The organism is Agrococcus terreus (assembly GCF_014645235.1).
Lineage (GTDB): Bacteria > Actinomycetota > Actinomycetes > Actinomycetales > Microbacteriaceae > Agrococcus > Agrococcus terreus.
On record NZ_BMLM01000001.1, the window covers coordinates 975,617 to 998,696 of the forward strand.

Consider the following 23,080-nt stretch of genomic DNA (forward strand, 5'->3'; position numbering starts at 1 on the left):
CGTTCCATGCCGAACCCCCTGGTCGCATCCGGGGCCCACCACTGACAAGGGAGTCAGCGTGTCCAGCACGACGCACACCTCCGCGAAGGAGCGGAACAAGGTCCTCGGCGCAGTCGTCGTCGGCACCACCATCGAGTGGTACGACTTCTTCATCTACGCCTTCATGGCGAACCTCGTGTTCGCGCAGCTCTTCTTCGAGCCGGCCGGGCCCGGGGTCGCGCAGATCCTGTCGCTCGTGACGATCGGCATCTCGTTCCTCTTCCGCCCGCTCGGCGCGTTCCTCGCCGGCCACTACGGCGACAAGCTCGGGCGCCGCCCGATGCTCGTCATCACGCTGCTCCTCATGGGCGTCGCGACGACGCTCGTCGGCGCGCTGCCGACCTACGAGGCGGCCGGCATCATCGCGCCGATCCTGCTCATGATCCTCCGCATCCTGCAGGGCCTCTCGGCCGGCGGCGAGTGGGGCGGCGCCGTGCTCATGGCCATCGAGCACGCGCCCGCCAACCGCCGCGGCCTCTTCGGCTCGTTCGTGCAGGCGGGCGTGCCGCTCGGCATGCTGCTCGCCACGGGCGTGCTCGCCGCGATCCGCGCGATCTTCCCCGGCGACGCCTTCCTCGAGGTGGGCTGGCGCATCCCGTTCTTCCTGTCGATCATCCTCGTCGTGGTCGGCTACGTCGTGCGCCGCTCGGTCGACGAGTCGCCGGTGTTCCAGGAGATCAAGGAGACGGCGCAGGAGCAGTCGGCGCCCGTCAAGCAGGTCTTCGCGAAGTACGGCGCGATCATCCTCTTCGCGGCGATGATCTTCATGGCCAACAATGCCACCGGCTACATGACCACCGGCGGCTACGTGCAGGGCCTCGCCTCGCGCCCCGTCGACGCGACGCCTCCCGGCCTCGGCTTCGACCCGGTCGGCGTGCAGCTGGCGACCTTCGCTGGCTCGCTGTCGTGGCTCGTGTTCACGTTCCTCGGCGGCTGGCTCTCGGACCGCATCGGCCGCAAGCGCCTGTACCTCATCGGCTGGGTGGTGCTCGCGATCACGATCGTGCCGCTCTTCCAGCTCGTCTACACGGGCGTCGGCGGCGTCGCCATCGCGACGATCCTGCTCGGCGCGGGCCTCGGCCTCACCTACGGCGCGCAGGCCGCCTGGTACGCGGAGTCGTTCCCGGCCTCGGTGCGCTTCTCGGGCGTCTCGATCGGCTACGCGATCGGTGCGATCATCGGCGGCGCCTTCGCCCCGACCATCGCGCAGGCGCTGCTGCAGTCGACCGGCTCGACGTGGGCGATCGTCGGCTACCTGCTCTTCACGGTGGTCGTGTCGGTCATCGGCACGCTGCTCATGAAGGACCGCACGGGCATCCCGCTGTCGGTCGAGTTCGAGCGCACGGGCAAGTTCGACGCCTGGCGACGCGGCGACGCGTTCGAGGCCGTCTCGGAGGTCGACCGCGAGGCGATTCGCAAGGGCTGACGCGCAGCACCGCGCGGCACGCGGCGGGAGGGGCTCCGGCTCCTCCCGCCGTGTCGTGCCGCGGCTGCGACTACTGCTGTGCGTCGACGACCGCGTCGTCGGTCGGCGTGCCGCGCTCGTAGGGGCCGAAGAACAGGTCGGCGCCGTCCTCGGTGAGGGCGGTGCCGCTGGTGCGCTCGCCGTCGAACGCCTCGATCGTCGCGAAGCGGAGGCGGAGGCCGGGGTCGTCGGGATCGGCGACCTCGAGCGCCCAGCCGCCGTCGACCTCGACGAGCGACGGATCCGCGATCGTCACGCGCAGCAGCCCGCCGTGGCCGGTGAGCGTCACGCTGCCGCGGAAGGCGAGCGGCGCGTCGCCGGCGGGCCAGCGCACCCCGCCTGCGCCGTCGTCCTCGGCGCCGTCGGCGAGCGACACCGCGCCGTCGGCCATCCGGCGCACGTAGGCGAGCAGCGACGCCTTGATGCCCCAGTGCATGCCGCCGCTCATGCCGCCGCCCCCGTCGCGACGGTCCAGCGCTGCGCGCGGGCGAAGCGGATGAGCTCGGCGGTGCGCTCGGTGGGCTCCGAGCCCGCGGGCCAGACGACCTCGACGCCGACGGGCGGCACCGCCGGCTCGATCTCGCGGATGGCGAGCGGCCGCCCCTCGAAGCTCACCGGCACGGCGGGCCGCTGCACGAGCACGCCGTAGCCGAGCCCGCGTCCCACGAGCGCGCGCACCGCCTCCGCGCTCTGCACCCGGTGCCGCACCCGCGGCGCGACCCCCGCGGCGGCGAAGAGCGACAGCGTGTGCTGGGTCGACGGCGGCGCGTCGAGCAGCACGAGGTCGCGCTCGGCGAGGTCGGCGAGGCGCACCCGCTCCTGCCCCGCGACCGGGTCGTCGGCCGCGACGACGACGTGCGCGATGAGCTCGAACAGCGTCGCCCGCCGCGGCTGGCCGTGCACGAGCGTGTCGTAGGTGAACGCGACGTCGAGCTCGCCCGACTCCAGCCGGTGCTCGAGCCGGTCGTGCGTCGCCTCGACCACCTCGAGCGAGACGCGCGGATGCTGCTGGCCGAACCGCTCGAGCAGCGGCGGCAGGATCGTGGGCGCGAGCGTGGGGTAGCAGCCGATCGCGATGGGGCCGACGAGCTCGCCCGGTGCGCCGCGCAGCGAGCCCTCGAGCTCGCGGGATGCGGCGAGCAGCGTGCGGGCGCGGGCGACGACCTCCGCGCCGCTGCTCGTGAGCGTCATCCCGCGCGCGGGCCGCCGCACGGCGAGCCGCGTGCCGAGCGAGCGCTCGAGCTCCGACAGCGCGTCCGAGACGGCCGAGGGCGAGACGCGCAGCCGGGCCGCGGCGCCGGCGACGGTGCCCTCGTCGGCGGCGCAGACGAGGAACGACAGCTGCCGCAGGGTGAAGGCCGGGGCGTCCAGCGCATCCATGTTCGACTCCATCGACGAAGTTGCGGCAGATGATCCGCTTTCCCTCAGCATGCCCGGGCGGGAGGATCGGGGCAAGGCTTCGACGAGGAGGACCCGATGAGCACCGACGCTCCGGTCGCCGACTGGGTGACGATCCCCGACCTGTACCGCGACCCGTTCCCGATCTACGAGCGGCTGCGCGCGGAGGGCGGCGTGCACTGGGTGCCGGCGGTGGGGCGCTACCTGATCACCACGTACGAGGCTGTGCACGCGACCGAGCTCGACCAGGAGACGTTCTCGGCGAACGAGCAGGGCTCGCTGCAGATCCGCGCGATGGGGCACTCCATGCTGCGGCGCGACGATCCGGAGCACCGGCTCGAGCGCACCGCGTGGCAGCCGGCGCTTCGACCGGGCGTCGTGAAGCGGGTCTGGCGCTCGCGGTTCGAGGCCATCGCCGAGCGGTACCTCGGCGAGATGGTCGAGCGCGGCACGAGCGGCGACCTCATCTGGGACTTCGCGGCGCCGTTCGCGGCCGAGAGCCTCCGCGAGATCATCGGCCTGCCCAACGTGACGCAGCAGCAGATGCAGCGCTGGTCGCAGACCCTCATCGACGCCACGGGCAACTACGCCGACGACCCCGACGTGTGGGCGAAGGGGGAGCGGTCGTTCGACGAGGTCGACGCGGCGCTGGCCGAGATCCTGCCGTGGCACGCCGCCAACCCGAACGAGTCGCTGCTCTCGCAGCTGCTCCGCATCCCCGACTACGAGATGCCGATGGAGCGGATCCGCGCCAACGTGAAGATGACGATCGGCGGCGGCCTCAACGAGCCGCGCGACGCGCTCGGCGTCGCCGCGTGGGGGCTGCTGACGCACCCGGAGCAGCGCCGCGCCGTCGAGGGCGACCCGAGCCTCCACCACGCGGTGTTCGACGAGACGCTGCGGTGGATCGCGCCCATCGGCCTGTACTCGCGGCAGGTGACGCGCGACACCGTGCTCGCCGGCACGCGCCTGCCCGCCGGGGCGCGACTGGGCATCTGCATCCTCTCGGCCAACCGCGACGAGCGCGTGTGGGATGCCCCGGAGCGCTTCGACGTGCGCCGCGAGGTCAAGCCGCACCTCGCCTTCTCGAAGGGCGTGCACGTGTGCCTCGGCGCGTGGGTCGCTCGCGCGCAGGTCGCCGACGTCGCCCTGCCGATGCTGCTCGGGCGGCTCGAGGGGCTCGAGCTCGACCCCGATCGCGAGGCGCGGATCGGCGGCTGGGTGTTCCGCGGCATGCTCGACCTGCCGGTGCGGTGGCGCTCGGTGCGCTCGGGCGGCGCTGTGGCGGCCGCGGCGCCGGCCGCCGGGCCCGCGCCCCGCGTCGCCGTCGTCGGCTCCGGCCCGGCGGGCTGCTTCTCGGCGCAGGCGATCCGGCGCGCGCTGCCCGCCGCGTCCATCGACGTGCTCGAGGCGCTCCCCGTGCCGTACGGGCTCGTGCGCTCGGGCGTGGCCGCCGACCACCGCGGCACGAAGACCGTCGCGGCGCAGTTCGACCGGCTCTTCCTGCACGAGGGCGTGCGGTTCCGCGGCGGCGTGCGGCTCGGCACCGACGTCGCGCTCGACGAGCTGCGAGCAGCGTACGACGCGGTCGTGCTCGCCACGGGCCTCCGCGCCGACCGCTCGCTCGGGGTGCCGGGCGACGACCTGGCGGGCGTGCACGGCGCCGGCCGCGTCACGCGGCTGCTCAACGCGCATCCGGACGAGGGCGAGGCGCCGTCGCTCGGCGAGCGCGTCGCGGTCGTGGGGATGGGCAACGTCGCGATGGACGTCGCGCGGCTCCTGGCGCGCGACGCGGCGGGCTTCGAGGGCTCCGACGTCGACGATGAGGCGCACGCGCGGCTCGCGGGCTCGCTGCGGACGATCGACGTCGTCGGTCGGAGCGCGCCGGAGGACGCCCGCTTCGATCCGGTCATGGTGCGCGAGCTCGCGGGCCTGCCGGGCGTGCGGCACCGCGTGCACGGCGCCGACCTCGCGCAGCCGGAGGGGCGGGACGCGCGCGTCGACGCGGTGCGGGCGCTCGCTGCGGGCGGGGATGGTGCGGCCCGGGTGGAGGTGCGCTGGTGGTTCGGGCACGCGCCGGTGCGCATCGAGGCTGATGGCACCGTCCGCCGGCTCGTGCTGCGGGGCCCAGACGGCGAGGCTGCGCTCGACGTGGATGCGGTGGTCACCGCGGTCGGCTTCGCCGCGGACGACGACGCGCCGGTGCCTGCGGGCGCGCATCCCGACGGCCGGGTCGAGCCGGGCCTCTACGCCGCCGGCTGGCTGCGGCGCGGGCCGCGCGGCACGATCCCCGACCAGCGCGCCGACGCGCGCGAGCTCGCGCGGCTGCTGCAGGACGACCTCGCGTCCGGGGCCGTGGCGGTCGGCGCGCCCGGGCTGTCGGACGTTGCCGGGGAGGTGGGCTTCGACGGCTGGCGCCGCATCGACGTGCGCGAGCGGCTGGGGGCGGCGCCCGGCCGCGAGCGCGCGAAGCTGCGCGACGTCGCCGGGATGCGAGAGGCTGCGGCCGACCTCGGCATCCCGCTGTCGGAGGTCGCGTCGGAGACCCGCACGGGCGAGGGCGGCGGCCTGCCGGTGACGGTGCTGTTCGGCACCGAGTCGGGCGGCGCCGAGCTCGTCGCCGACGAGGTCGCGCGGGCCATCGCCGACCGCGCCGACGTCGAGGTGGTCGATCTCGCCGAAGCGACTCCTGATGCGCTCGACGCCTCGCGCCTCCACCTCGTCGTCTGCTCCACCTACGGCGACGGCGAGGCGCCGACCTCGGCGAGGGCGTTCCTCGCGGCGCTCGGCGAGCGGCCCGACCTGTCGGGGCTCCGGTACGCGATGCTCGGGATGGGCGACCGCAGCTACGCGCGCACGTACTCGCGGGGCAGCGAGCTCGTCGACGAGGCGCTCGCGGCGTGCGGCGCCGAGCGGGTGGGCGAGTACGGCCGCCACGACGCGGGCGGCGCGACGCCGGCGGCGGAGGCTGCGCGCGAGTGGGCCGACGGCGTGCTGGCCGCACTCGCGCTCGCCCCCGCCCGCTGACGCCCGAAGGCCGCTGCGAGTCGAAGGCACAGCAGGGCAAGTCGTCCGCCGCGCCGTGGTCTCGACTCGGGCGGCGCCGTCCGGCTCGGCCGGAGAGGGGACGGCGCCGCCCGGCTCGACCGGGTGAGCGAACCGGTGCGTCGTGCGCGCGTCGGCAAGCGCCGTGCGCGCCTCGCGTGGTCGCGCCCCCGGCCGCGGCGGAGGATGAGCGGGTCCCCCTTCGATGGAGAGCGAGGAACCATGGAGACCTACGAGTCCCTGCTCGGCGCAGTGCGCGCCGACGACGGCATCCCGGTGATCGATCCGGCCACGGGCGAGGTCTTCGCCCACGCGCCCGCCTCGACGCCCGACGACCTCGAGCGCGCGATCGCCGCCGCCCGCGCCGCGCAGCCCGCCTGGGCCGCGCTGTCCGACCAGGAGCGCCGCGCCGCGCTCACCGCCGCGGCCGACGAGGTGGAGGCCAACCAGGAGGCGCTCGCGCAGCTCATCGCGCGCGAGCAGGGCAAGCCGCTCAGCGGCCCCGGCGCCCGCTTCGAGGCAGGCGCCGTCGTCGCATGGCTGCGCGCGACGATCGCGACCGAGCTCGAGCCGGAGGTCGTCGTCGACGACGGGCAGGCCAAGGCGACCGTCTACTACCGGCCCATCGGCCTCGTCGGCGCGATCGGGCCCTGGAACTGGCCCGCGATGATCGCCACCTGGCAGTACGCGCCCGCGCTGCGGATGGGCAACGCGGTCGTCATGAAGCCGAGCGAGCACACGCCGCTCAGCGTGCTCGCCACCGCGCACCTCGTGAACCGGCACCTGCCGGAGGGTCTGCTCACGGTGCTCGCGGGCGACCGCGACCTCGGCGAGGCGCTCACGGGCCACCCGGCCTTCGGCAAGATCATGTTCACCGGATCCGCCCGCACCGGGCAGGCGATCATGCGCGCCTCGGCCGACAACCTCACCCGCCTCACGCTCGAGCTCGGCGGCAACGACCCCGGCATCGTGCTGCCCGACGTCGATCCGAAGGCCATCGCCGAGGGCCTCTTCTGGGGCGCCTTCATCAACACCGGGCAGACGTGCGCCGCGCTCAAGCGCCTCTACGTGCACGAGGACGTGTACGACGACGTCGTGCGCGAGCTCGTCGCCGTCGCCGGCGCCATGCCGATGGGATCGGGTGTCGACGAGGCGAACGTGCTCGGCCCCCTCACCACCGAGCAGCAGTTCGGGATCGTCGACCGGCTCGTCGAGGAGGCGAAGGCCGCGGGCGGCCGGGTGCTGCTCGGCGGCGAGCCCGACCGCGACGCGAAGGGCTGGTTCTACCCGGCGACCCTCGTCGACGGCATCGGCGACGACGCCGGGCTCGTGGCCGAGGAGCAGTTCGGCCCCGCGCTGCCGATCCTGCGCTGGTCGGACGTCGACGACGTCGTCGAGCGAGCGAACCGCGGCGAGGCGGGGCTCGGCGCGAGCGTCTGGTCGTCGGATCCGGCCAGGGCGCGCGAGGTCGCGGCGCGCATCCAGGCCGGCTCGGTGTGGATCAACTCGCACGGCACGATCCACCCGATGGCGCCGTTCGGCGGCGTGAAGGGCTCGGGCTTCGGCCTCGAGTTCGGCGTCGAGGGCCTCAAGGCCGTCGCGGTGCCGCAGGTCATCCACGGCTGACGCGCCGTCGGCCTTGAGCCGCCGCACGAGGAAGGGCCCCGCGAGGAGCGGGGCCCTTCCTCGTGGCGTCAGCGGATCGCCACGTGGTCCTCGCCGTCGTGGCCGTGGTGGCCGTCGTGCCCGTCGTGGGCGGCACCATCGTGCCCGTGCCCGTGCCCGCCGCAGTCGCAGCCGCCGCCCTCGCAGCCGCAACCGTCGCCGTCGTGGCCGGCCTCCGGCACGTCGAGCGTGGGGTTCCGGTCGAGGAACCCGACGGGCTTGAGCCAGAAGCCGGAGTAGTCGACGGGCATGATCGGCCAGTCCTCGGGCCGCGGGATGTGCGTGAGCCCGAAGGAGTGCCAGACGACCAGGTCGTCGCCGTCGACGTCGCCGCCCTCCGCCACGAACGCGGGCAGGCCGTCGCCACCGGCGTGCTGGTTGGGGTAGCGGCCGGCCGGGAACGTCTCGTCGTCGCGGTGCGCGGTGACCCACAGGTGCTGCGTCGCGAAGGTGCCGCGCGCGTGCACGGTCGAGGCGGGATCGGCCATGAGGGTCGCGCGCGCCTCGGGGATGAGCTGGTACTCGGTGGGCCTGCCGAGCCCGTTGCGCCGCGACGCGGAGCCGATGTGCCACGTGCGCCCGAGCGCGCCGTCGCCGAGCCTCGACCCCGCCTCGGTCACGCGGTCGCGGCGGTGGCCGAAGGCGTTGCCCCACGGGTTCTCGGGCCCCATCGGGATGCGCACGAGGTCGACCTGGTCGACGTAGTTGTCGGTGCCGTCGACGTCCATGTCGAGCCGCGCGCAGAAGATGTGCTGGTGGACGGGCGCGAAGAGGCCCGTCGCGATCTCGGTCGCGTGCCGCTGCACGGTGCCGGGGAGGTCGGCGCCGCAGAAGACGATGCCGGTGGCCTTGGCCTCGAACTGGATCGAGCCGTCGAGGTAGAGGTACCAGAAGAAGCCGTAGTCGTAGTTGCCGACGGTCGCGAAGTACGAGATGACGAGCCGGCGCGAGCGCCGGCCGTGGGTCGTCTCGCCGTCGAGCTCGCGGTGCTTCCAGAGGATCCCGAAGTCCTCCTCGTGCATGCAGATCGCGCGAGGGATCGTGAACGCCTCGCCGGTGTCGCCCGCGAGGTGCGCGTCGAAGTAGTGGATGGCGCCGAGGCAGTCGCAGCCGAGCGCGAGCGAGTTCGCGTTCTTGCCGAGGTGGTACTCGCCGGCGTCGAAGTAGCTGATCCAGCGCCGCGTCTCGCTCGTGTCGCCGTACGGCACGACCATCTCCGGCACGCTCGCGCGGTGGACGACGCTGCGGAGCTCCTCGCCGTCCTGCCAGCCGAGCTCGTGCAGCACGAGCCCCTCCCGCATCGAGAACCCGACGCGGAAGCGCCACTGCTCCCAGGTGACGTGGCTGCCGTCGACCGTGAAGCTCGGCCCCTCGGGCATCGTGATCTCGATGGGCTTGAGGCTCGTGCGGCGCGCGCCGACCGAGGCGTCGTCGTAGTTGCCGTCGATGTCGGGCACGGGCACCTGCCGCTCGTCGACGAGCTTCTCGACCTTCCGCCCGGTCACGTCGACGAGCAGCACGAGGCCCTCGACGGGGAACGACCACGGGTTGTCGCCCGCGTGCGGCGGCAGGAAGGTGAGCGAGCGCATCATGCGCCGGCCGACCTCGTCGGCCTCGCCGAACTGGCCGGGGGCGAGCGGCACCACGAGCGCTCGGTCCATGTGGTCGAGGCCGCGCGAGGCCATCGCGGCGCGCCAGCCTCGATCCGCCTTGACGATCTCGTCGACGAGCTCGTACTCCTCGAAGAGGTACTGCGGCTGGCCGTAGGGCGCCTCGCCGGTCGGCAGATCCTCGATCGACGCCACCCGGTCCTCGGATGCCGACGTGCCGAGCGCAACCACCGCCTCCCGCACGAGCCCCGTGCTCGTGTCGAGGAGCGTCGAGAGCACGCGGCGGCCGAGCGGATCGCCGGGCGCCCACGCGGCCAGCGCGGCCTTCGGCGGGTCGAGCAGCAGCTGCATCGGGAAGCGCGTGTCGTCGCGCAGCGCGCCGGCCGCCTCGAGCGCGGCGCGCACCCGGCCGATCTCGCCCGGGGTGAGCGCGTCGAGCGGATGCGCGGCCTCGGTCAGGTGCGAGTCGCGGGCGCCGTGGGTGTGCGTGGCATCGGGCATGGGGTCTCCTCGTCGAGCGTGGCCCCCACGCTAGGAGTCGCGCTCGGCCGGGTCTTGCGCCTCAGCGCAGGCCGCTTGCCGTCGCCAGCGCGCGTGCGCCGAGCGGCTCCGCCTCCGGCTCGAGCGCGGTCGCCTGCCGGTACTCGCTCGGGCTCTGCTCGAAGGTGGCGCGGAACAGGCGCGAGAAGTGCGCCGGGTTGACGAGGCCCCAGCGCGACGCGATCGCCGCGATCGTCTGGTCGTGGAGCGTCGCGTCGGCGAGGTCGCGGCGGATGTGCTCGAGCCGCCGCTCCCGGATCCAGCCGGCGACGGTGATGCCTCGCTCGGCGAAGACGGCGTGCAGGTGCCGGGTCGAGATGAAGTGCGCCTTCGCGATCTGGGCGGGGGAGAGGTCGGGGTCGCCGAGCATGCGGTCGATCGTGCCGAGGATCTCGTGGAGCAGCTGCCGCTTCGGGTCCTGCTGCACGCCCTGCTGCAGCTCGGAGGAGACGAGCGTCATGAGCAGGTCGAGCGCGGTGCGGGCGAGCCGCTGGCCGTTCGAGCCCGGCAGCTCCTCGAGGCTGCCGGCGAGCCCCGCGAGGAACGGGTTGACGACCCTGCCGAGCGGCGATTCGAGGGGGAAGGCCGTGGCGGTGACCGCCGCGAGCTCCTCGCGCGGCAGGTCGAGGTAGCCGTGCGGGAAGGTGAGCACGAGCAGGCTCGTGGTGCCGTCGAAGCGCAGGGTGTAGGGCCGCGAGGTGTCGTAGATGGCGATGTCGCCGGGGTGCAGCAGCGCGACGCGGCCGTCCTGCTCGATGACCTCGTCGCCCGAGAGCTGCAGGCTCACCTTGATGAGGTCGCTCGCGCCCCGCCGCACGAGCTTCGGCGTGCGGGCGACGATGCACGCCGTGTGCTCGATGCGGAACACCGACACCTGCCCGACGTCGGTGCGGGCGATGCGGCCCTGGAACGGCTCCTCCGAGAGCGGGTGGATGTCGAGCGCGACGAAGCTCGCCGTCACCTGGCGCCGCCACTCCGCGATGCCGATGGGCTCGCCGTCGAGCGGAGGGAAGTCGAAGGTCGATCGCACGCTGCCCCCTCTGTGCCGGTCAGCATAGCCGCGCGCGACGCGCGCGCGAGGGCCGCGCCACGGCGATCGTGCGCGCACCGTCAAGCCCCCGTCGGCCCCGCGCAACGCGGGCGGGTTCAGGATCGCTGCGAACCCGCACCGTGCCGGCGAAGGAGCTGACCATGGCGACCGCATCCGCGACCCCCACCCCCGCGACCCCCACCTCCGCGAGCGCGGCGCCCGGGGAGGGCGCTGTCCGGCTCGGCGCGGGAGGCGCCGGGCTCGGCGTGCCGGCGATCGTGCTCATGATCATCGCCGCCTCCGCGCCCCTCACGGTGGTCGCGGGCGGCGTCACCACGAACTACGCCGTCTCCGGCCTCACCGGGGTGCCGCTCGGCATGCTGCTGCTGGCGGGCGGCCTGCTCGTCTACGCGGTCGGCTACGTCGCGATGAGCCGCCACATCCGCAACGCCGGCGCGTTCTACGCGTACATCGCCCGCGGCCTCGGACCCGAGGCTGGCGTGGCCGGGGCGTGGACCGCGCTCGTTGCCTACAACGCCATGCAGATCGGCATCTACGGGATGCTCGGCTTCACCGCGTCGAGCTTCGTCACCGCGAAGACCGGGGCCGAGATCCCGTGGTGGGCGTTCGTGCTCGTCACGATCGCGCTCATCGCCGTGCTCGGCGTCAACCGCGTCGACGTCTCCGTGAAGGTCGTCGGCGTGCTCGTGGCGCTCGAGTTCGTGGCGGTGCTCGTGTACGACGTCGTCTCGCTCGCCGTCGCGCCCGAGGGCGTGTCGGCGGCCGGCTTCGCGCCCGGCGACCTCCTGGCGCCGGGCATCGGCGTCGTGCTCGTCATGGGCATCGCCGCGTTCATGGGCTTCGAGTCGGGCGCGATCTACACCGAGGAGGCGCGCGATCCGGTGCGCACCGTGCCGCGCGCGACCTTCACGGCCGTCATCGTCATCGGCGCGTTCTACGCGTTCAGCGCGTGGGCGATGCTCATCGGATCGGGTCCGAGCGCGACGGTCGGCGCGGCCCAGGAGAACGGCCCCGACCTGCTCTTCGTGCAGCTGGGGGAGCGGGTGGGGCCGATCGTCGCGGACCTGGCGCAGGTGCTCTTCATCTCGAGCCTCCTCGCCGCCCTCATCTCGTTCCACCACGCCGTCGCCCGCTACGCGTTCGCGCTCGGGCGCGAGCACATGCTGCTGCCGTCGTTCGGCCGCGTGAACGGCCGCGGCGCGCCCGCGCTCGGATCGCTCGCGCAGACCGCGCTCGCGGCGGTCGTCGTCATCGCCTTCGCGATCGCGGGCGCCGGCAGCGAGCTCGGCCCGCTCTACCCGGTGCTCACGCTCTTCACGTGGCTCACGAACCTCGGCGCGCTCGGCCTCATCGTGCTCATGGCCGTCGTGTCCGTCGCGGTCATCGGCTTCTTCGCCCGCGACCGGCGAGGGGTCGGCGCGTGGACGCGGCTCGTCGCGCCCGCGATCGCGGCGGCCTTCTTCGCGACGGTGACGGTGCTGACGCTCGCGAACTGGAACCTGCTGCTCGGCGAGGCCGAGACCGGCTTCCTCACCTTCGCGCTGCCGGGGCTCCTGGTGGTCGCAGCGGTCGTCGGGCTCGCGATCGCCGTGCAGGCGAAGCACCGCCGCCCGCACGCCTTCGAGTCGATCGGCACGGGCGCGGTGCCGGTCGCGCGCGCCGACGCCGCCCGCTGAGCCACCGGAGGTGTCAGCTCCCTGCGGGCACATGGCCGCACTGTGCAGCCGTGTGCCCGCTCAGCGCCGATTCCTCCGGGGTCACCCCTGGCTGAGCCGCTCCGCGGCAGGAGGCCGCTGAGCGAGGCGAAGCCACCGCGTGGCGAACGGTCCGCCGCGCTGTGGTCTCGACTCGGGCGGCGCCTGCGGCGCCGTCCGGCTCGACCGGCGGAGGGAACGGCGCTACCCGGCTCGACGGGCGGAGGAAGGGCGGCGGGCCGGAGTCAGTCCTCCTGCAGCGGCTGCTTCGGCAGCTTCTTCACCCGCGCGCGGCGCTTCGGCCTCGCCGGGATCATCGAGCGCATCTCCTCGAGCCGCCCGAAGCAGAGCAGGCGGTCCTCCGCCTCGAGCACCGTGCGGCCCTTCGGGTTCGGGATCACCGAGGTGCCGCGGTGCATCGTGAGCACCGAGATGTCGCGCTCGCGCAGGCCCGACTCCGAGAGCGTCTGCCCGACGAGGTCGGCGTCGCCGTGCACGACGAGCTCGGCGACGCCGTAGCCGGTCGAGATGGCGAGCCGCTCGCGCACGTCGATCTGCGGGAAGGCCACCTGGTCGGCCATGTAGTCGATGATCGCGCCGGCGACGTCGAGGTTCGTGGCCGTCTCGATGCCCTCGAGCCCGGGGGAGGAGTTGACCTCCATGACGAGCGGGCCGTCGTTGCCCTCGAGCATGTCGACGCCCGCGACCTTGAGGCCCATGATCTGGGCGGCGCGCACGGCGACGCGCTCGTACTCGGGGTCGAGGTGCACGGCCTCGACGCTGCCGCCGCGGTGCACGTTCGAGCGGAACTCGTCGCCCTGCGCCACGCGCCGCATCGCGGCGACGACGCGGTCGCCGACGACGAGCGCGCGGATGTCGCGGCCCTTGCTCTCGGTCACGAAGCGCTGGATGAGCACCTGCTGCCGCGTCGACTGCAGCGTCTCGATGATCGCCTCCGCGACCTTGATCGTGGGGGCGAGGATGACGCCGATGCCCTGCGTGCCCTCGAGCAGCTTCAGCACGACGGGCGCGCCGCCGACGCGCTCGATGGCGGGGATCACGTCGGCCCGGTCGCGCACGAAGGTCGTGGCGGGCATCCCGATGTCGTGGCGGGCGAGGATCTGCGTGGCGCGCAGCTTGTCGCGCGAGTTCGCGATGCCGTTCGCCGTGTTGGGCGTGTACACGTCCATCTGCTCGAACTGCCGCACGACGGCCGTGCCGAAGTAGGTGATCGAGTTGCCGATGCGGGGCAGCACCGCGTCGTAGTCGCGCAGCTGCCGACCGCGGAACTGCAGGTCGGGCGCGTCGCCCGAGAGGTCGATCGCGAACCGGAGGGTGTTGAGCACCTTCACGTCGTGGCCGCGGTCGACGGCCGCCGCGCGCAGGCGCCGCGTGCTGTAGGCGCGGGGCGCGCGGGAGAGGATGGCGAGCCTCATGGAGCGCACCTGCCTTCCTGGTTGGATGTCCGCATGGGCACCGACCATCCAAGCACCCCGGCGCGTGCCGGCTGGCGCGAGTGGATCGGGCTCCCGGGCACGGGCGTCGACCACGTGAAGGCGAAGCTCGACACCGGGGCGCGCTCGAGCGCGCTGCACGCCTTCGACCTCGAGGAGCTCGAGCGCGACGGGGCACCATGGGTGCGGTTCACGGTGCACCCGTGGCAGCGCTCGGACGCCGACGCGGCCGTCGTCGAGCGGCCCGTGCACGACCGGCGCGTGGTGCGCTCGTCGACCGGGCACGAGCAGGAGCGCATCGTCGTGCTGCTCGAGATCGCGCTGCTCGGCCGCACGGTCGAGACCGAGGTGACGCTGACGCGCCGCGACGAGATGGGCTTCCGGATGCTCATCGGCCGCGAGGCGCTGCGGCAGGGCTTCCTCGTCGACTCCTCGGCCTCGTACGTCGGCGGCCGCCCGTCGCGCGCGGTGCGCCTGCGGAACCGGGGGCGCGGTGGCGCGTGAGTCGTTCGCGATCGGCTCGGTGCGCGTGCGCGCGGGCCGCTCGCAGCTCGTGGAGCTGGAGGTCGCCCGGCTCGTGACCGGCGGCGACGTCACGCTGCCCGTGCGCGTCGTGCACGGGCGCGAGGACGGCCCCACCGTCTGGCTCGACGCGGCGATCCACGGCGACGAGGTGATCGGCGTCGAGGTGATCCGGCAGGTGCTGGCGCTGCTCGACCCGCGCACGATCCGCGGCACCGTCGTCGCCGTGCCCGTCGTCAACGTGCTCGGCTTCATGACGGGCGATCGCTACCTGCCCGACCGCCGCGACCTCAACCGCTCCTTCCCGGGCTCCGCGCGCGGCTCGCTCGCGAGCCGCATCGCGCACCTCCTCATGACCGAGGTCGTCGCGAAGTGCGACGTGGGCATCGACCTCCACACCGGCTCCGACCGGCGCGACAACCTGCCGCAGATCCGCGCCGACCTCGACGACCCCGAGACGCGGCGGCTCGCGGAGGCCTTCGGCGCGCCGGTGATGCTGCACGCGCGGCTGCGCGACGGCTCGCTGCGGCAGGCGGCGCGCGACGCCGGCGCGATCGCGCTGCTCTACGAGGCGGGCGAGGCGCTGCGCTTCGAGGACGAGCCGATCGAGGTGGGCGTCGCCGGCGTGCTGCGGGTGCTCGCCGCGCTCGGCATGCTCGACGCCGAGGACGACGACGACGCGGAGCCGCCCGTCGCCTGCCGCACGAGCGGCTGGGTGCGCTCGCGCGGCTCCGGCATCCTGCACCTCGAGGTCGACCTCGGCGACCAGGTGGAGGCGGGCGCGAGGCTCGGGCGCGTGGCGGACGCGTTCGGCACGGGCGGCCGCATCGTGCGCGCCGACCGCGACGGCATCGTCGTCGGGCTCACGCGCGCGCCGATCGTGCACGCGGGCGACGCGGTCGCGCACATCGCCGTCCCCGAGGGCTGAGCGCGCTGCGGCCGTCGGCCGGATGCGTCAGCCCGCGAGCCCGATCGCGCCGGCCACGATGACGGCGCCGCCGCCCAGGATCGAGAGCACGACGATGGCGATGCGCACCGCGCGCGCCGGGAGGCGCCGCGCGATCGGCTCCGCCACGAGCGTGCCGGCCGCGGTCGCCGCGATCACGGCCGCCCACGCCCACCATGGCCACTCGGGCCAGCCCTGCGGCACGAGCAGCTGCCGCTCGAGCAGCGTCGAGGCGCTCACGAGCACCCAGAACGGCTGCATCGTGGCGGCGAACGCGCGCGGCTCCCAGCGCGAGACGATCTGGTAGACGCCGACCGCGGGCGCGCCGACGGCGACGGAGGCGTTGAGCACGCCGATGGTGCTGCCGGCGACGAGCCGCGTGATCGGCCCGTCGAGCCGGTGCTCGGTGCGCGTGAAGGCGAGCGCGAGCACGACGCCGAGGATCGCGACCGCGCCGACCGCGATGCGCAGCAGGTCGGCGCTCACGACGCGCGCGAGCAGCAGGCCGCCGATGCTGGCGATCGCCGCGGGGATGCCGATCCAGGCGAGCCGGCGCCAGTCGATGCCGCGCCAGACGCGCGGCAGGATGAGGCCGCAGGCGACGATCGCGGTGACGTTCACGAGCACGACCGCGGCGATCGGGCCCACGAGCAGCGCGGCCGTCGGCCCCATCACGAGGCCGAAGCCCATGCCGGCGACGCGCTGCGAGACGGTCGCGACGAGCAGCGCGACGCAGAGCACCGCGAGCGGCAGCGCGTCGATCACGCGCGCGCCCCGACGCGGGGGAGCGCGCGGCGGACCGCGCTCAGAGCTCGATCGATTCGCCCGAGGTGAGCGGGTGGTGGGTGCCGCCGCCCTGCTGCACGGCCCACTCGATCCGGCCGTTCGCCATCGCGAGGCCCATGGCGCTGATGGGCGCCTCGTGGATGGGGATGGTCGCGTGCGGCGCGACCTCGAGCACGAAGTCCATCGCCTCGCCGATCTTCAGCCAGGGCGCGCCGACGGGCGCGCACAGCAGCGCGGGACGGACGTCGGGCACGGCGTAGGAGTCCCCCGGGTGGTACAGCGCCTCGTTCACGAGCACGCCGAGGTTGTCGACCACGGGGATGGAGGAGTGGATGACGGCGTGCTGCCCGCCGAGGAAGCGCAGTCGGAACGGTCCGGCGGTCACGCGCTCGCCCGCCTCGACCGCGCGCACGTCGAAGCCCTCCGCGGCGCGGGCCACGCCCTCCGGGCCGTAGATGGGCACGTTCGGGTTGGTCCCGCGGAGCGCCCGCAGGTGCTCGGCGTCCCAGTGGTCGGCGTGCTCGTGGGTGATGACGATCGCGACGACGCCCGTCGGGGCGAGCGGGCCCGTCTGGTTGCCCGGGTCGATCACGAGCCGCTGCCCCTCCTCCTCGAGGACGAGGCAGGCGTGGGCATGCTTGGTGACGCGCATGCGGTCACCCTACGCCCGCCCTCCGGCCACCGGGTGAGCGTGTCGCTCCACCCGCACATGTGCAGGAAACGGCTGTTCTGGCATGCGCATGGCAACCCTTTCCTGCACATGTGCGGGTCGCCGCCGCGCGGACGAGCGGTGCGGGGCCGAGGGCGGGTCGCGGGGCGGATGCGCGGGGCGCGGGCCAGGCAGCCGTAGGGTCGTGCCGTGCACGTCGTGGTCGCCTCGAACCCCGCAGCCCGGTTCGGACGATCGGGCGAGGTGGGCGCGCGCGTCGCGGCCCGCGTCGCGGAGCTCGGCCACGAGGTGACGCACGTCGCGGCGGCCGACGCGCGCGGCCAGCTCGAGCAGACGCGCTTCGCGATGATCCGCGGCGACGCGCTCGTCGCCGTCGGCGGCGACGGCATGGTGCACGTCGCGCTGCAGGTGGTCGGCGGCACCTCGAAGCCGCTGCTCGTCGTGCCCGCCGGCAGCGGCAACGACCTCGCCGAGGCCCTCGGCATCCGCTCGGTCGAGCAGGCGATCGACGGGCTCGAGGCCGCGCTCGCCGCCCGCCCCGAGCGCATCGACCTCGTGCGCATCGAGCATCCCGAGGGCGTGGCGCTCGCGGCCGGCATCGTGTCGGTCGGCTTCGACGCCGACGTCACGGTGCGGTCGTCCCGGATGCGCCGCGTGCCGAGCCGCGTCCGCTACGAGGCGGCGATCGTCGCGACGCTGCTGCGCCTGCGCCACCGCAGCTTCCGCGTCCGCATCGACGGGGGAGCGGAGCGCACCTGGCGCACCGTCATCGCCGCGGTCGCCAACAACCGCACGCTCGGCGGCGGCATCCCGCTCGCGGCGAGCGCCTCGATGCGCGACGGCCTGCTCACGGCGGTCTTCGCCGACGAGCTCCGCTACCCGGCGTTCCTGCGCCTGCTCGTGCGTGCGCTGCGCGGCACGCACCAGTCGGATCCGCGGGTGACGACGATCGACTGCGAGACGGTCGAGCTCGCGAGCGACGAGGAGGTCGTCGTGTGCGCCGACGGCGAGGTCGTGGGGCGCCTGCCCGTGCGCTGCTCGACCATGCCGGGCGCGCTGCGGGTGCTGCTGCCGGTGCCCTCCGGCGCGTGATCCTGCGGCGCATCGAGGCGCCGGAGGCGCGCTCGACGGCCCGACGTCCGCTCGATTTGGCGCACGCTCGGATCGTGTGCCACACTATCCAGGTTGCTTCCGCAGGGAAGCGGCAAGGCCCCATCGTATAGCGGCCTAGTACGCTGGCCTCTCACGCCGGTAACGCGGGTTCGAATCCCGCTGGGGTCACCTGATCGAAGCCCCCGCCCTCCACGGGCGGGGGCTTCGTCGCGTCCGGGCCAGGCCGTCGAGGACGGCCCGCCGCGGCACCCCCCTGTTCGCCGACGTCATCGGATGCGCACAGGCACGCTCGGGAGGATGGCCGGCGGACCCCACGAGAGGAGCCCACCATGCAGTGCCCTACCGACGGCACCACCCTCACCATGAGCGAGCGCAGCGGCATCGAGATCGACTACTGCCCGCAGTGCCGCGGCATCTGGCTCGACCGCGGCGAGCTCGACAAGATCCTCGAGCGCGCCGAGCAGCAGGCGCCCGCAGCGCCGCAGGCCCAGCAGGGCGAGCCCGCCTACGGCCAGCCGGTGCCGTACGGCCAGCAGGCGCAGGCGCCGCAGGCGCCCTACGGCCAGCAGCCCGACCAGCAGCCGTACGGCCAGCAGCAGCCCTACGGCCAGCCCCAGTGGGACCAGCGGCAGGGCGACCACCGGCAGGGGTCGTCGGGCGGCCTCGGTGCCGTCGCCGACAAGCTCCTGAACGAGGTGCAGAAGCGCGCGCAGGGCGATCGCCGCTACGACGACCGCCGCTACGACGACCGCTACGACCCGCGCTACGACCAGCGTCGCCGCTCGAAGGGCGGCTGGCTGGGCGACATCCTGGGCTGAGCGGCAGCCGTCAGCCGACGAGGCCGAGCTCGCGCACCTGCGCGCGCTCGGCCTCGAGCTCGTCGACGGAGGCGCGCACCTGCGCCGCGACGTCGGCGTCCAGCTCGAGTCCCTCGACGATCGACCACGCGCCGTCGGCGCACGTGACGGGGAACGACGACACGAGCCCCTCCGGCACGCCGTAGGCGCCGGTCGAGACGACCGACATCGAGGTCCAGTCGCCCTCCGGGGTGCCGCGCAGCCAGTCGCGCGCGTGGTCGATCGTGGCGCTCGCGGCGGAGGCGGCCGACGACGAGCCGCGCGCGGCGATGATCGCCGCGCCGCGCTGCGCGACGGTCGGCACGAACGACTCGCGCACCCACGAGCGCTCCACGAGCTCGGTCGCGGGCGTGCCCGCCACGGTCGCGTGCGTGAGGTCGGGCACCTGCGTGGCGGAGTGGTTGCCCCACACGGTCATCCGGCGGATGTCGGCGACGCGCGCGCCGGTGCGGGCGGCGAGCTGCGCGAGCGCGCGGTTGTGGTCGAGGCGCGTGAGCGCGGTGAAGCGCTCGCGCGGGATGTCGGGCGCGGCCGAGGCGGCGATGAGCGCGTTCGTGTTCGCCGGGTTGCCGGTGACGACGATCCGGATGTCGTCGCCCGCCGCATCCTGCAGCGCCCGGCCCTGCTCGGTGAAGATCGCGCCGTTCGCGGCGAGCAGGTCGCCGCGCTCCATGCCCGGCCCGCGCGGCCGGGCGCCGACGAGCAGCGCGAGGCTCGCGCCCGAGAAGGCGGTCGCGGCGTCGTCGCTCGTCTCGACGTCCTCGAGCAGCGGCAGCGCGGCGTCCTGCAGCTCCATCACGACGCCCTCGAGCGCCTGCATCGCCTGCGGCACCTCGAGGATGCGCAGCCGCACGGGCACGTCGGGCCCGAGCAGGTCGCCCGCGGCGATCCGGAAGAGCAGCGCGTAGCCGATCTGGCCCGCGCCGCCGGTGACGGCGACGTCGACGGGGGAGGTCATGCGGCCATCCTCGCGCCGTCGCCTGCGCACCGCCAGGGAGCGCCGGGACGCCTCAGAGCCAGTGCTTGCGCTTGAACGCGACGTAGAGGCCGACGGCGAAGACCAGCATGAGCAGCAGCGCGAACGGGTAGCCGAGCGCCCAGTGCAGCTCGGGCATCGCGCGGAAGTTCATGCCGTAGACGCCGGCGATCAGCGTCGGCGCGAACAGGATCGCCGCCCAGCTGGTGACGCGCTTCACCTGCTCGCCCTGCTCGAACGAGCGCTCGGCGAGCGCCTCCATGTGCTCGTTCTGCCGTTCGGCGACGCGCGCCGCCTGCAGCTGCAGCATCCCCTGCACGAGCGCGTGCTGCGCCTCGAGCCGGGTCGCGGCGCGCTGCACGTGGTCGGCGACGTCGCGCACGTGGCGGCGCAGCTCCGCGTCGTCCTCGGGCACGGCGGCGCCGAACCGGACGACGACGTCGGCGAGCGGCTCGGCGAGCCGCGCGAGCCGCGCGACCTGCCGGAGCGCCCGGTACGACTCCTCGGCGGCGGGCGGCGCGTCGCCGAGCGCGCGCTCCTCGAGCGCCTGCGCGTCGTCGTCGAGCGCCTCGGCGCGCTCGAGCACCTCGTCGCCCACGGCGTCGAGCACCGCGTGGACGACGGCGCCGGGGGAGGGGCGGAGGTCGCCGTCGGCGGCCACCGCGCGCTCGCGCACGCCGTCGATCCAGGCCGCGCCCGCCTCGCCCCACGTCGCCGTCACGACCCAGGCGGGCGCGGCGACGACGTGCACCTCCTGCGGCGGGCCGTCGCCGTCGGGCCGGTGCAGCACGAGGTAGCGCACGTCGCCGTAGGGCTCGAGCTTCGTGCGCTGGCCGCGCGCGGCGATGTCCTCGACGAGCAGCGCGTGCAGCCCGAGCTCCGCGGCGACCGCCGCGAGCTCGCCCTCGGAGGGGTCGACGAGGTCCACCCAGGCGAAGCCGCCGCGGTCGGCGGCGGCCTCCTGCAGCCGCTCGAGCGGCACGTCGGCGTCGACGCCGCCGTCCGCGCCGTGCACCGTCGCCGCGCGGATCACCGCGGTCTCGTCAGGTCGCCCACGCGTGCATCGTACGACCGTCCGGGACGGGTGCACGGGAATGCCGGCACGGCCCCGCGCGTAGACTGACGAGACGGCCGCGCGAGCGGCGCGTGAGCGTGGGAGAGGGCTGATGGGACGGACGCTGGCAGAGAAGGTGTGGGACGACCACGTCGTCGTCAAGGGCGAGGACGGCGCCCCCGACCTCATCTACATCGACCTGCACCTCGTGCACGAGGTGACGAGCCCGCAGGCCTTCGACGGCCTCCGGCAGGCCGGCAGGCAGCTCCGTCGCGTCGACCTCACGGTCGCGACGGAGGACCACAACACCCCGACGCTCGACATCGACAAGCCCATCCAGGACCCGACGAGCCGCAAGCAGATCGAGACGCTGCGCGCCAACGCCGCCGAGTTCGGCGTGCGCCTGCACTCGCTCGGCGACGCCGAGCAGGGCATCGTGCACCTCGTCGGTCCGCAGCTGGGCCTGACGCTCCCCGGCGTCACGGTCGTCTGCGGCGACTCGCACACCTCGACGCACGGCGCGTTCGGCGCGATGGCCTTCGGCATCGGCACGAGCGAGGTCGAGCACGTCATGGCCACGCAGACGCTGCCGCTCAAGCCCTTCAAGACGATGGCGATCACCGTCGAGGGCGAGCTGCGCCCGGGCGTCACGGCGAAGGACATCATCCTCGCCGTCATCGCCAAGATCGGCACCGGCGGCGGCGCCGGCTACGTCTTCGAGTACCGCGGCAGCGCGATCCGCGCCCTCTCCATCGAGGGCCGCATGACCATCTGCAACATGTCGATCGAGGCGGGCGCGCGCGCCGGCATGGTCGCGCCCGACGAGACGACCTTCGCCTACGTCAAGGACAAGCCGCACGCGCCGAAGGGCGCCGACTGGGACGCGGCCGTCGAGCACTGGAAGACGCTCCCGACCGACGACGACGCCGTCTTCGACGCCGAGGTCTTCATCGACGCCTCCGAGCTCGAGCCCTTCGTCACCTGGGGCACGAACCCCGGCCAGGGCGCCTCGCTCTCGGCCTCCGTGCCCGACCCGGCGTCGTTCGCCGACCCGACCGAGCGCGCCGCCGCCGAGCGCGCCCTCGAGTACATGGACCTCGAGCCCGGCCGACCGCTGAAGACCATCCCGGTCGACACCGTCTTCATCGGCTCGTGCACGAACTCCCGCATGGAGGACCTCACGGCCGCCGCCGACATCATCCGCGGCAAGCAGAAGGCGGAGGGCGTGCGCGTCCTCGTCGTGCCGGGCTCCGCCCGCGTCCGCCTCGAGGCGGAGGCCGCCGGCCTCGACAAGGTCTTCACCGACTTCGGCGCCGAGTGGCGCTTCGCCGGCTGCTCGATGTGCCTCGGCATGAACCCCGACCAGCTCGCCCCCGGGGAGCGCTGCGCCTCCACCTCGAACCGCAACTTCGAGGGCCGCCAGGGCAAGGGCGGCCGCACGCACCTCGTGTCGCCGCTCGTCGCCGCCGCCACCGCCATCCGCGGCACGCTCTCGAGCCCATGGGACCTGGCGCAGGACGCAGAGGTCGCCGCCTTCGCGACCGGAGAGGACGCCTGATGGAGAAGATCAGCACCCTGACGGGGCCGCTCGTCCCGCTCGAGCGCTCGAACGTCGACACCGACCAGATCATCCCCGCGGTGTTCCTCAAGCGCGTCACGAAGACGGGCTACGACGACGCGCTCTTCCACTCGTGGCGCCAGGACCCGGAGTTCGTGCTCAACCAGGAGCCCTACAAGCACGGCGGCGTCCTCGTCGTCGGCCACGACTTCGGCACCGGCTCGAGCCGCGAGCACGCCGTCTGGGCGCTCCGCGACTTCGGGTTCACCGCCGTGCTCGGCCCGCGCTTCGGCGAGATCTTCCGCGGCAACGCCGGCAAGCAGGGCCTGCTCGTCGGGCAGATCAGCGACGAGGCGAAGGAGGCCCTCTGGGCCGTCGCCCGCGCGAACCCCGGCGCCGAGATCACCGTCGACCTCGAGACCCGCACGGCGACCGCCGGCGGCGTCGCGCACGACTTCCAGATCGACGACTACACTCGCTGGCGCCTGCTGGAGGGGCTCGACGACATCGCCCTGACCCTCCGGGACGAGGACGCGATCGCCGCGTTCGAGGCGAAGCGACCCAGCTGGCTGCCGCAGACGCTGCCGGTGGAGCGAGGAGCCCAGTGAACCTGACCGAGTTCTCGAAGAGCGCCGGC

At 74.1% G+C, this 23,080-nt stretch carries 19 protein-coding genes and 1 tRNA gene; 11 read left to right on the forward strand and 9 right to left on the reverse strand.

The features are described 5' to 3' along the window. Nucleotides 1-58: 58 nt before the first annotated feature. On the forward strand, nucleotides 59-1,465 hold the full coding sequence (locus tag IEW90_RS04740) for an MFS transporter (RefSeq protein WP_188716556.1): 1,407 nt from the start codon (nucleotides 59-61) through the stop codon (nucleotides 1,463-1,465). 70 nt (nucleotides 1,466-1,535) lie between these two features. Here the strand turns inward: IEW90_RS04740 and IEW90_RS04745 are convergent, their stop codons facing one another. Together IEW90_RS04745 and IEW90_RS04750 are read right to left on the reverse strand one after the other, a co-directional pair. Next, nucleotides 1,536-1,940: an HtaA domain-containing protein gene (locus IEW90_RS04745; protein WP_188716557.1), complete on the reverse strand. Its 405-nt coding sequence runs from the start codon at nucleotides 1,938-1,940 to the stop codon at nucleotides 1,536-1,538. Nucleotides 1,941-1,948: 8 nt separating this feature from the next. Then, entirely contained in the window at nucleotides 1,949-2,884 is a 936-nt protein-coding gene (locus IEW90_RS04750; protein WP_188716559.1) for a LysR family transcriptional regulator, read from the reverse strand. Nucleotides 2,885-2,980: 96 nt separating this feature from the next. Between IEW90_RS04750 and IEW90_RS04755 the strand changes: the two genes are divergently transcribed. Together IEW90_RS04755 and IEW90_RS04760 are read left to right on the forward strand one after the other, a co-directional pair. Further along, a complete protein-coding gene (locus IEW90_RS04755; RefSeq protein ID WP_188716567.1) occupies nucleotides 2,981-5,929 on the forward strand; it encodes a cytochrome P450 in 2,949 nt (982 codons plus the stop codon). Nucleotides 5,930-6,169: 240 nt separating this feature from the next. Continuing rightward, nucleotides 6,170-7,573 (forward strand): aldehyde dehydrogenase family protein, encoded by a 1,404-nt coding sequence (locus tag IEW90_RS04760; protein WP_188716569.1) that lies wholly within the window; start codon nucleotides 6,170-6,172, stop codon nucleotides 7,571-7,573. A gap of 68 nt (nucleotides 7,574-7,641) precedes the next feature. Here the strand turns inward: IEW90_RS04760 and IEW90_RS04765 are convergent, their stop codons facing one another. Beyond that, nucleotides 7,642-9,723, reverse strand: a complete 2,082-nt coding sequence (locus tag IEW90_RS04765; RefSeq protein ID WP_188716571.1) for a primary-amine oxidase — start codon at nucleotides 9,721-9,723, stop codon at nucleotides 7,642-7,644. Between the two features lie 61 nt (nucleotides 9,724-9,784). Further along, nucleotides 9,785-10,792 carry an AraC-like ligand-binding domain-containing protein gene (locus IEW90_RS04770; RefSeq protein WP_188716573.1) on the reverse strand — a complete coding sequence of 336 codons (1,008 nt, stop codon included), beginning with the start codon at nucleotides 10,790-10,792 and terminating at the stop codon, nucleotides 9,785-9,787. A gap of 161 nt (nucleotides 10,793-10,953) precedes the next feature. On the opposite strand from IEW90_RS04770, the gene IEW90_RS04775 reads away from it, so the two are divergent. Further along, entirely contained in the window at nucleotides 10,954-12,489 is a 1,536-nt protein-coding gene (locus tag IEW90_RS04775; protein WP_188716575.1) for an APC family permease, read from the forward strand. Nucleotides 12,490-12,752: 263 nt separating this feature from the next. Here IEW90_RS04775 and IEW90_RS04780 read toward each other — a convergent pair whose 3' ends face one another. Beyond that, nucleotides 12,753-13,943 carry a RimK family alpha-L-glutamate ligase gene (locus tag IEW90_RS04780; protein ID WP_188716577.1) on the reverse strand — a complete coding sequence of 397 codons (1,191 nt, stop codon included), beginning with the start codon at nucleotides 13,941-13,943 and terminating at the stop codon, nucleotides 12,753-12,755. A 33-nt stretch (nucleotides 13,944-13,976) separates the two neighbouring features. Between IEW90_RS04780 and IEW90_RS04785 the strand changes: the two genes are divergently transcribed. Both IEW90_RS04785 and IEW90_RS04790 read left to right on the forward strand, forming a co-directional pair. Continuing rightward, the gene (locus IEW90_RS04785; RefSeq protein WP_188716579.1) at nucleotides 13,977-14,465 is read left to right on the forward strand and encodes an ATP-dependent zinc protease family protein; all 489 of its coding nucleotides are present in this window, start codon (nucleotides 13,977-13,979) and stop codon (nucleotides 14,463-14,465) included. Further along, on the forward strand, nucleotides 14,455-15,411 hold the full coding sequence (locus IEW90_RS04790) for a succinylglutamate desuccinylase/aspartoacylase family protein (RefSeq protein WP_188716582.1): 957 nt from the start codon (nucleotides 14,455-14,457) through the stop codon (nucleotides 15,409-15,411). Before IEW90_RS04785 ends, IEW90_RS04790 begins: the two co-directional genes overlap by 11 nt. 27 nt (nucleotides 15,412-15,438) lie before the next feature. Here IEW90_RS04790 and IEW90_RS04795 read toward each other — a convergent pair whose 3' ends face one another. After that, complete coding sequence (locus IEW90_RS04795) at nucleotides 15,439-16,194, reverse strand: sulfite exporter TauE/SafE family protein (RefSeq protein ID WP_188716584.1); 756 nt, start codon at nucleotides 16,192-16,194, stop codon at nucleotides 15,439-15,441. A gap of 40 nt (nucleotides 16,195-16,234) precedes the next feature. After that, entirely contained in the window at nucleotides 16,235-16,867 is a 633-nt protein-coding gene (locus IEW90_RS04800) for an MBL fold metallo-hydrolase (RefSeq protein ID WP_188716587.1), read from the reverse strand. Between the two features lie 207 nt (nucleotides 16,868-17,074). Here IEW90_RS04800 and IEW90_RS04805 point away from each other — a divergent pair, with 207 nt between their 5' ends. From IEW90_RS04805 to IEW90_RS13965, 3 genes are all read left to right on the forward strand, one after another. Beyond that, nucleotides 17,075-17,977 (forward strand): diacylglycerol/lipid kinase family protein, encoded by a 903-nt coding sequence (locus IEW90_RS04805; RefSeq protein ID WP_188716589.1) that lies wholly within the window; start codon nucleotides 17,075-17,077, stop codon nucleotides 17,975-17,977. 116 nt (nucleotides 17,978-18,093) lie between these two features. After that, nucleotides 18,094-18,166 (forward strand) — tRNA-Glu (locus IEW90_RS04810). 161 nt (nucleotides 18,167-18,327) lie between these two features. Beyond that, nucleotides 18,328-18,816: a TFIIB-type zinc ribbon-containing protein gene (locus IEW90_RS13965; RefSeq protein ID WP_188716590.1), complete on the forward strand. Its 489-nt coding sequence runs from the start codon at nucleotides 18,328-18,330 to the stop codon at nucleotides 18,814-18,816. A 10-nt stretch (nucleotides 18,817-18,826) separates the two neighbouring features. On the opposite strand, the gene IEW90_RS04820 is transcribed toward IEW90_RS13965, so the two are convergent. Both IEW90_RS04820 and IEW90_RS04825 read right to left on the reverse strand, forming a co-directional pair. Then, nucleotides 18,827-19,813 carry a malate dehydrogenase gene (locus IEW90_RS04820; protein WP_188716593.1) on the reverse strand — a complete coding sequence of 329 codons (987 nt, stop codon included), beginning with the start codon at nucleotides 19,811-19,813 and terminating at the stop codon, nucleotides 18,827-18,829. 52 nt (nucleotides 19,814-19,865) lie between these two features. Further along, nucleotides 19,866-20,864 (reverse strand): CorA family divalent cation transporter, encoded by a 999-nt coding sequence (locus IEW90_RS04825; RefSeq protein ID WP_188716595.1) that lies wholly within the window; start codon nucleotides 20,862-20,864, stop codon nucleotides 19,866-19,868. 133 nt (nucleotides 20,865-20,997) lie between these two features. Between IEW90_RS04825 and leuC the strand changes: the two genes are divergently transcribed. Beyond that, complete coding sequence (leuC, locus tag IEW90_RS04830) at nucleotides 20,998-22,443, forward strand: 3-isopropylmalate dehydratase large subunit (protein ID WP_188716596.1); 1,446 nt, start codon at nucleotides 20,998-21,000, stop codon at nucleotides 22,441-22,443. Next, on the forward strand, nucleotides 22,443-23,051 hold the full coding sequence (leuD, locus tag IEW90_RS04835) for a 3-isopropylmalate dehydratase small subunit (protein WP_188716598.1): 609 nt from the start codon (nucleotides 22,443-22,445) through the stop codon (nucleotides 23,049-23,051). Before leuC ends, leuD begins: the two co-directional genes overlap by 1 nt. The last annotated feature ends 29 nt before the right edge of the window (nucleotides 23,052-23,080 follow it).